Source organism: Trebonia sp. (genome assembly GCF_030042015.1).
In the GTDB taxonomy this organism is placed as follows: Bacteria; Actinomycetota; Actinomycetes; order Streptosporangiales; family Streptosporangiaceae; genus Trebonia.
This window is the reverse complement of sequence record NZ_JASIAL010000349.1, coordinates 1-6358: the sequence shown is the minus strand read 5'-3', so window position 1 is coordinate 6358 and position 6358 is coordinate 1. Positions and strand designations below refer to the sequence as shown.

Annotated in this window: 9 protein-coding genes; 3 read left to right on the top strand and 6 right to left on the bottom strand. The window is 68.2% G+C overall.

Annotation, left to right across the window (positions count from 1 at the left end; translation table 11 throughout):
- Positions 1–82: 82 nt before the first annotated feature.
- The 3 genes from Q1N79_RS19000 to Q1N79_RS18990 form a co-directional block, all read right to left on the bottom strand.
- Positions 83–712, bottom strand: coding sequence for a TetR/AcrR family transcriptional regulator (locus tag Q1N79_RS19000; protein ID WP_300610763.1), 630 nt, complete (start codon positions 710–712; stop codon positions 83–85).
- Between the two features lie 56 nt (positions 713–768).
- A complete protein-coding gene (locus tag Q1N79_RS18995) occupies positions 769–2061 on the bottom strand; it encodes an MFS transporter (RefSeq protein WP_300610762.1) in 1293 nt (430 codons plus the stop codon).
- A 175-nt stretch (positions 2062–2236) separates the two neighbouring features.
- On the bottom strand, positions 2237–2785 hold the full coding sequence (locus Q1N79_RS18990; RefSeq protein WP_300610760.1) for a YceI family protein: 549 nt from the start codon (positions 2783–2785) through the stop codon (positions 2237–2239).
- Between the two features lie 111 nt (positions 2786–2896).
- Here Q1N79_RS18990 and Q1N79_RS18985 point away from each other — a divergent pair, with 111 nt between their 5' ends.
- Both Q1N79_RS18985 and Q1N79_RS18980 read left to right on the top strand, forming a co-directional pair.
- Positions 2897–3370: a MarR family transcriptional regulator gene (locus Q1N79_RS18985; RefSeq protein WP_300610757.1), complete on the top strand. Its 474-nt coding sequence runs from the start codon at positions 2897–2899 to the stop codon at positions 3368–3370.
- Positions 3371–3482: 112 nt separating this feature from the next.
- Positions 3483–4859, top strand: coding sequence for a phosphoribosylaminoimidazolesuccinocarboxamide synthase (locus tag Q1N79_RS18980; RefSeq protein ID WP_300610756.1), 1377 nt, complete (start codon positions 3483–3485; stop codon positions 4857–4859).
- Here the strand turns inward: Q1N79_RS18980 and Q1N79_RS18975 are convergent.
- Positions 4852–5247 carry a hypothetical protein gene (locus Q1N79_RS18975; protein ID WP_300610754.1) on the bottom strand — a complete coding sequence of 132 codons (396 nt, stop codon included), beginning with the start codon at positions 5245–5247 and terminating at the stop codon, positions 4852–4854. The genes Q1N79_RS18980 and Q1N79_RS18975 overlap by 8 nt on opposite strands.
- Between Q1N79_RS18975 and Q1N79_RS18970 the strand changes: the two genes are divergently transcribed.
- Positions 5237–5452, top strand: a complete 216-nt coding sequence (locus Q1N79_RS18970; RefSeq protein WP_300610752.1) for a hypothetical protein — start codon at positions 5237–5239, stop codon at positions 5450–5452. The genes Q1N79_RS18975 and Q1N79_RS18970 overlap by 11 nt on opposite strands.
- Before the next feature lie 55 nt (positions 5453–5507).
- On the opposite strand, the gene Q1N79_RS30745 is transcribed toward Q1N79_RS18970, so the two are convergent.
- Positions 5508–5735 carry a VOC family protein gene (locus tag Q1N79_RS30745; protein WP_367185101.1) on the bottom strand — a complete coding sequence of 76 codons (228 nt, stop codon included), beginning with the start codon at positions 5733–5735 and terminating at the stop codon, positions 5508–5510.
- 69 nt (positions 5736–5804) lie between these two features.
- On the bottom strand, positions 5805–6358 hold a 554-nt coding region (locus tag Q1N79_RS18965), incomplete at its 5' end, for a hypothetical protein (protein ID WP_300610750.1).

Below are 6358 nucleotides of genomic sequence, written 5' to 3'. Positions count from 1 at the left end.
CGTTCATACTCGGCGGCGGCCAGGTCCATCGCCTCGTCGTGGCGGATCGGCGGGATATCGCGCACCGCGGTCGTGGTCAGGGTCATGATCGTTTCCTCTCGCGCATCGGGCCGGCGGTGGTGTCCGGGCCGGGTGCCTTGAAGTGGGTGAGGAACATGTCAACGGCGGCGTCTACCAGGCGGACCCAGTGGTCGCCGCCGGGGTCATTGGCGATCTGCTGGCCGGCCAGCCCGACGATCAGCGAGGTGAACAGGTCCAGCGCCGCCGGGGAGGCAAAGCCGTTGCGGCTGAACCAGGCCCGGGTGCCCTCCAGCTGCTGGACCGACACCGCGTAGGACTGCGGGCTGGGCGTGAACCCGGGGATGGTCCGGTGGAACAGCAGCTGGTACCGCGCGGGATCCTCGACCATGAACGCCATCGCGTGGTGGGCCCCGGCCCGCAGCCCGTCTTCGCCTGCCAGTTCCTCGGTCTCGGCCATGACCGCGGCGAACTGGCGGTACCCCTGGACAAACATGGCGTCGTAGATGGCGTGCTTGGAGGCGAAGTACTCATACAGGGACGGGGCCCGCATGCCGATCCGCGCGGCGAGGTCCCGCAGGTTCAGCCCGCCCAGGCCCTGCTCGCGAACCAGGTCCCAGGCCGTGTCGAGGATCTCGGCCTTCGTCGCCTCACGACGTTCGGTTTTCCTATCCCTGATAGGCGTATCTACCATGAGTAGGATAATGCGCCTGACGCGGGCGGGAGTCAAGCCCCGCTCCCCGACGGCTCCTAGGCGCTCTTTGCGACGGTGGCTTCGCCTGCTGGCGCGGTGCCAGCCGCCGTGGCCAGATAGCGGTCGCCGTGTGCCACCGGGGACATGGCGAACGACAGCGCGATCAGGGCTGTCAGCACCCCGGTCGCGGCGTAGACGCCGGCGGCGCTGCCGGACAGCTGGATGGCGGCCGCGCCGGCAAGCGCGCCGAGCGGAATGGCCGACCAGGCCAGCACCTGGGCAATGCTGACGACGCGGCCGTACATCTCATCGGGGACGATGGCCTGACGCAGCGCCGCGGTGTTGATGTTCAGCAGGAGCCCGAACCCGGACGACGCGGTCCACAGGACGAGCGCGGCCGGGTATGAGCCGATCAGCGCCATCGCGGTGACCGCCAGCCCGCTGATGACAAGGGCGCCGAGCGCGGTGACGGCGAAGCTCAGCCGACGGCGAATCGGGCCCGCCGAGATGCTGACGACCACCACGCCCGCCGCGCCTGCCGCGAACAGCAGGGCTACCTCGCTGTCGCTGGCATCAAGCACGCGCTTGGCGAACAGGACCAGCTGGCTGCTTTCGGTGCTCGCGACGAAGTTGATCAGGGCCATCATCAGGGAGATGCTGCGGAGCACCGGCTGCGACCAGACGTAGTGCAGGCCGGCCCGGACGTCCCGGAGCAGGCTGGCCACACCAGCGCTGGCCGGGCCCGGCCGGCCGGCCGCGTTGAAGCTGCGCCGGATGGCAGCCAGCGACACGGCCGAGACAACGAAGCTGGCCGCGTCGAAGAACAGCAGGTCGGCCGGCGACATGACGGTAACCAGCACTCCGGCGAGAATCGGCCCGAGGATCTGGCCCGCCGAGTTGGTGGCCATGATCCGCCCGTTGGCGGCAACCAGGTCGTCGCGGCCAACCAGGCTGGGGATCGCCGCGAACTCACCGCAGTTGAACAAGATCCCCAGCGTGGACTGGACGAAGGCGACGGCGTAGATATCCTCCACCCGAAGCGCGCCGGACAGGGCCAGCACGGGCAGCACGACGATCACCGCGGCGCGGCCCAAGTCCGTCAGCAGCATCATCCGCTTGCGGTTGACGCGGTCGGCCAGCGCACCAAGCACCAGCCCGAACAGCAGGTAAGGCACGAAGTTGGCGGCGGTGGTCAGCGCCAGATTGGTAGCCGAGTGGGTGAGCTTGAAGACAAGCAGCGGCAATGCGAAAAGGGTGAAGGAGCTGCCCACCTGGGAGATCAGCTGACCACTGAAATACAGCCAGAAGTCGCGGCCCAGGGTGCGGCGGCGGCGCGCTGGCGGGGTCATCTCGTCAATGCCTGGCTGACCCGGCTAGGGTCGCTGCCCGCCTGGGAGGCGATTGGCCATCATCACCACCTGCTTCGTCGCTGGCGCGCACGAGGATGCGCGTCAGCGAGCGTATCGGGCGTGCCGGCCGGAAGCGAACGGGTCTGCCCCGGGCCAGCTTGCCGCGCCGGGGGGCTTATTGGCGGGTGAATACGGCGTGGACGGTGATGGTGTTGTGCAGCGACGCCATGCGCAGCGGACTGTATGTCAGGCCGAAGTCCGCCCGGTTGACCGGGACCTCGGCGTCCAGCCGGGCCTCGCCTGCGGCGGCGGAGACCTTCGCGTCGAAGGAGAGCGGGCGGGTGCGGCCGCGGACGGTCAGGCGGCCGGCCACCCGGACGCCCCCGCTGGCGGGCTGTATGCCATCGACGGTGTAGGTGATGTCCGGGTGGTTGGCGATGTCGAAGAGCTTGGCCGACCGCAGGTCCTTGTCGCGCATCTTGTTCCTGGTGTCGATCGACCCGGCGGCGACGGTGAGGGTGCCGGTGACCTCGCCGGCCGCGGTCACCGTGCCGTTGCCGGTGACCAGGCCGAAGACGCCGTGGAGCGGACGGAGCCCCCAGGTGTGCCTGGTCTGCAGCCGGACCTGGGATCTGGCCGGATCCAGGATCCAGGACCCGGCGAGCGTGCCGTCCTCGACCAGCGCCTGCAGCGATGAGGTCCCCGGCTGTCCCTGTGCTGTCATGCCACCCTCCGTAAATTTTCGTTCCTGAATCAGAATACTTTTGATAGCGAAAGCGTATATACTCGGGAGCTGGGCGGTCAAGGCGGGCCGGCGCACCACGGAAGCAGGGCCATGGCGGATCAGGCGGGCAGCTCCGAGCACTCTGCGTTGTGCCTGCGCCTGATGCAGCTGTTCCCCCGCGTGACCAGGGGAATGCGCCGCTGGCAGGACCGCGCCGCGCCCCCGCCCGTGCCCTCTCCGCTGAGCCCGCGGCACGTCGCCGCGCTCGAGCAGATCCGCGGCGGCCCGCTCACCGTCGGAGAACTGGCCTCCCGGCTGGACCTGAGCCTCCCCACGGTCAGCGGCGTGCTCGCCGACCTTGACCGCGCGGGCCTGGTCCAGCGGCGCCCTGACCCGGCCGACCGGCGGCGCACGATCGTCCAGATCATCCCCGGCCAGGCAACCCTGATCGGCAACTGGCTCGATGGCGCCGCCAAACCGCTGGCCCGCGTTCTGGACAAGCTCACCCCCGGCGAGCAGGAAGCCTTCCTCAAGGCCATGGACCTGCTCGAAACCGAGCTGCGCCGGCAGGACACCGACATCTGAGCCGACCGCTGGCCGCGGGCCGGACCCTGTAGAGGATCTCGCCCATTACCAAGACGCGGGCCTCATGGTCCCGCTTTGACTCTCGGGCGGCCAAGGGTCGGATACTGCTGGCGTGGACTCAGGCGAGTTGGTCGGTATTGGCGCGTTCGCGCAGCTGTCAGGGCTGACGGTGGAGACGTTGCGGCACTACCACCAGGTCGGCCTGCTCGTGCCGGTCGAGGTCGATGATCGCACCGGCTACCGCCGCTACGGGCTGCGCCAGCTGCCGCGGGCGCGCAGCCTTGCCGCGCTGCGGGACGTCGGCATGCCGTTGGAGGACGTCGCCGCCATCGTCGACGCCGCTGACCGAGGCGCGCGACGGGCGCGGCTGGTCGAGCACCGTCGACGATTGACAGAGGCAGCCCGGCAAGCGGCTGGCCGGGTCGACGCAATGGACCGGATGATCGAGAGGGAGGACGCCATGGAGTCACCGCCGCGGACCGGAGAAGGGACGCCAATGCTCACAGACGAGAGGCTTGCGAGGGAACTGCTCGGCACGCTCGGCCGAACGGACTTCGGTCACCTTGGCGTCCGCCACGAGGGCAAGGTGCGCGACAGCTACGTCGACGGCGACGTTCGCACTATCGTGACCACCGACAGGTTGTCGGCGTTCGACCGGCTCCTCGGGACTATCCCGTTCAAGGGACAGGTCCTCAACGAGATAGCGAACTACTGGTTCAACGCCACCTCCGACATTGTCTCGAATCACCTCCTGGAGGTCCCTGATCCCAACGTCGTGCGCGTCCGCGAGTGCGCTCCGGTGCCGCTTGAATTCGTCGTTCGCGCCTACATCACGGGCGTAACGAAGACATCGTTGTGGTTCAACTACCAGGCGGGCGCGCGGAACATCGCCGGCAACCTGATGCCCGACGGGCTTCGCAGGAACGAGCGGCTGGAGGCTCCGATCCTGACCCCGACGACCAAGTTCGAAGCGCATGACCGAAACCTCGGTCGCGACGACGCAATCGCCGAGGGCCTCGTGACCGCGGACCTATTCGACCGGTGCGCCGACGTCTGCTTCCGGCTGTTCGCCCGGGGCACCGAACTCGCGGCCCAACGCGGACTGATCCTGGTCGATACGAAGTACGAGTTTGGTCTGCTCGGTGACGAGATCGTGCTCATTGACGAAGTGCACACGCCTGACAGCTCCCGCTACTGGTACGCGGACACCTACGACGATCTCTTCAGGAAGAACAAGGATCAGCGAGCACTCGACAAGGAACCGCTGCGAGAGTGGCTGGTAGAGCGAGGGTTCCGCGGCGACGGAGCGGCCCCCGTCATGACCGACGAGGTCCGTATCGCGACCGCAACCCGCTACATCCTGCTCGCTGAGGAACTGACTCAGCGATCGTTCGAGGCCCCCGAGTTCACCGCGGCCGAACGGGTCGCCAACGTCCTCCGCGAGACTGACTGCCCGCGTCTGCCGTGGAGTCAGACTCACATCACTTGACGACGTTATACGTCCAGTCGTTGGACTTGACCTGGCTGACCGTGTAGTTCCACGGGGTTATGTCAGGACAGTCGCCTGTAATATCGCCGATGCTGAAGGCAACGCTCTTCCGGCCTCCGTCGGAAAACTCCCTCTCGATTTCATCTGTGCCGTTACAGCTCAACTCCAGCAAATCTCCAGCGTTGCCGTTCAGATCCCAGTCTTGTGCGTAGACCGCCCCATCCGCATCCACGGCGACCCAGCGAACGGCGCCCAGTGAACCGTGCGGCCCAAAACCTGGCCACCAGTTAAAGCCGTCTACCTCGCTACTATCCTGCGGGTCGGACTTATCAGACGGATCAATCGTAAACTCGACGCCCGGGGCGTAGCTCGCCGGCATGGCGCTCAACGACGGCACCGTCAGCGTCGGACGGGTGCTCGCGGTGCTCGCCGGGGGCGGCTGGGAGTTCGTCGCTGCCTGCGAGGCGCTGACAAGTACCGGACCCGCTGCCGACGGGGAGTTGCCGCATGCGGCCAGGGCGAGCACCGCCACGATGGCCGGTGCTATTGCCAGCAGACCGCGCGTCCTGATCTGGGACATGGTTCCTCACTGAACACCTCGCGGTTAACGCGACTACTTCCGGAAGACGCGGACGTAACCGCGACGGTTTACCGGCAACGGCGGTAGCCGCGCGCCCCTGGATAACGGGAAGGAAAAGGCCACCTCTGACCGGTCTTTTCCTCCCCGATAATCGCCCTGTCCGGAATGTCCGGTTCCGCGATTCGCGCGCCGGGGAAGTCCTGGTCCACCTCGAATCCGAGGACGCCTTCATAAATGGCACGGGCGCGTGGCAGGTCCGTGACGTTCAGCGTGACGTGATGAAACCCGGAAAGCACTGGCCGATTGTACAGTTCCCCGTGCTGCCGGCGGTCATAGGGCGCTCCAGGGGACGAGCGGTCTAACCGTCACGCCGCCGTGTGCAGCGCCGCCTGGCATAGTTCGGGCATCTTGCTCTCGGCCAGCTTCGCGGCCAGCCGCACGCCGGCGACCGCGAGCGCGAAACCGTACACGGCCGCGGCCGGCAGCATCACCCCGATCCGGATCGCGGCCGGCCCGGTCGCGGCCAGCACGGCCCCGACGATCACCGGCGCGGCCAGCGCCGCGGTGCCCGCCAGGGTGCCGATGACGCCGCCAATCCGGTAGGCGGCGTAGCCCGGCGCGGCCACGAGCACAGGAGTGCCGATCCGCCTGACCATCGGGTAGGGCAGCGCCGCACTGAACAGGTTGCCCAGCCCCAGGGCGGCGCCGAGCCCGGCCAGGGCGACCGGCGTCGCCTCGACTCCCATCCCGGGGTCGCGGGCCGCGGCGGCCAGCGCGAAGCAGACCGCGACGACCAGCGGCGCCCCGATGACGCACAGCACGAGGTTCTGGCCAGAGAAATAGGCACGCAGGTCGCGGCCGCGGCCCAGCGCCGTCGCCTCGAGGACGAACGCCGGCCCGGTCAGCCCGGCCGAATTGG

Excerpts from the sequence above, each read along its gene's own strand:
- Q1N79_RS18985 (WP_300610757.1), top strand. The coding sequence starts at position 2,897 with ATGGCGGATCAGGCGGGCAGCTCCGAGCACTCTGCGTTGTGCCTGCGC.
- Q1N79_RS18995 (WP_300610762.1), bottom strand. The coding sequence starts at position 2,061 with ATGACCCCGCCAGCGCGCCGCCGCCGCACCCTGGGCCGCGACTTCTGG.
- Q1N79_RS18970 (WP_300610752.1), top strand. The coding sequence starts at position 5,237 with ATGGCGCTCAACGACGGCACCGTCAGCGTCGGACGGGTGCTCGCGGTG.
- Q1N79_RS19000 (WP_300610763.1), bottom strand. The coding sequence starts at position 712 with ATGGTAGATACGCCTATCAGGGATAGGAAAACCGAACGTCGTGAGGCG.
- Q1N79_RS18990 (WP_300610760.1), bottom strand. The coding sequence starts at position 2,785 with ATGACAGCACAGGGACAGCCGGGGACCTCATCGCTGCAGGCGCTGGTC.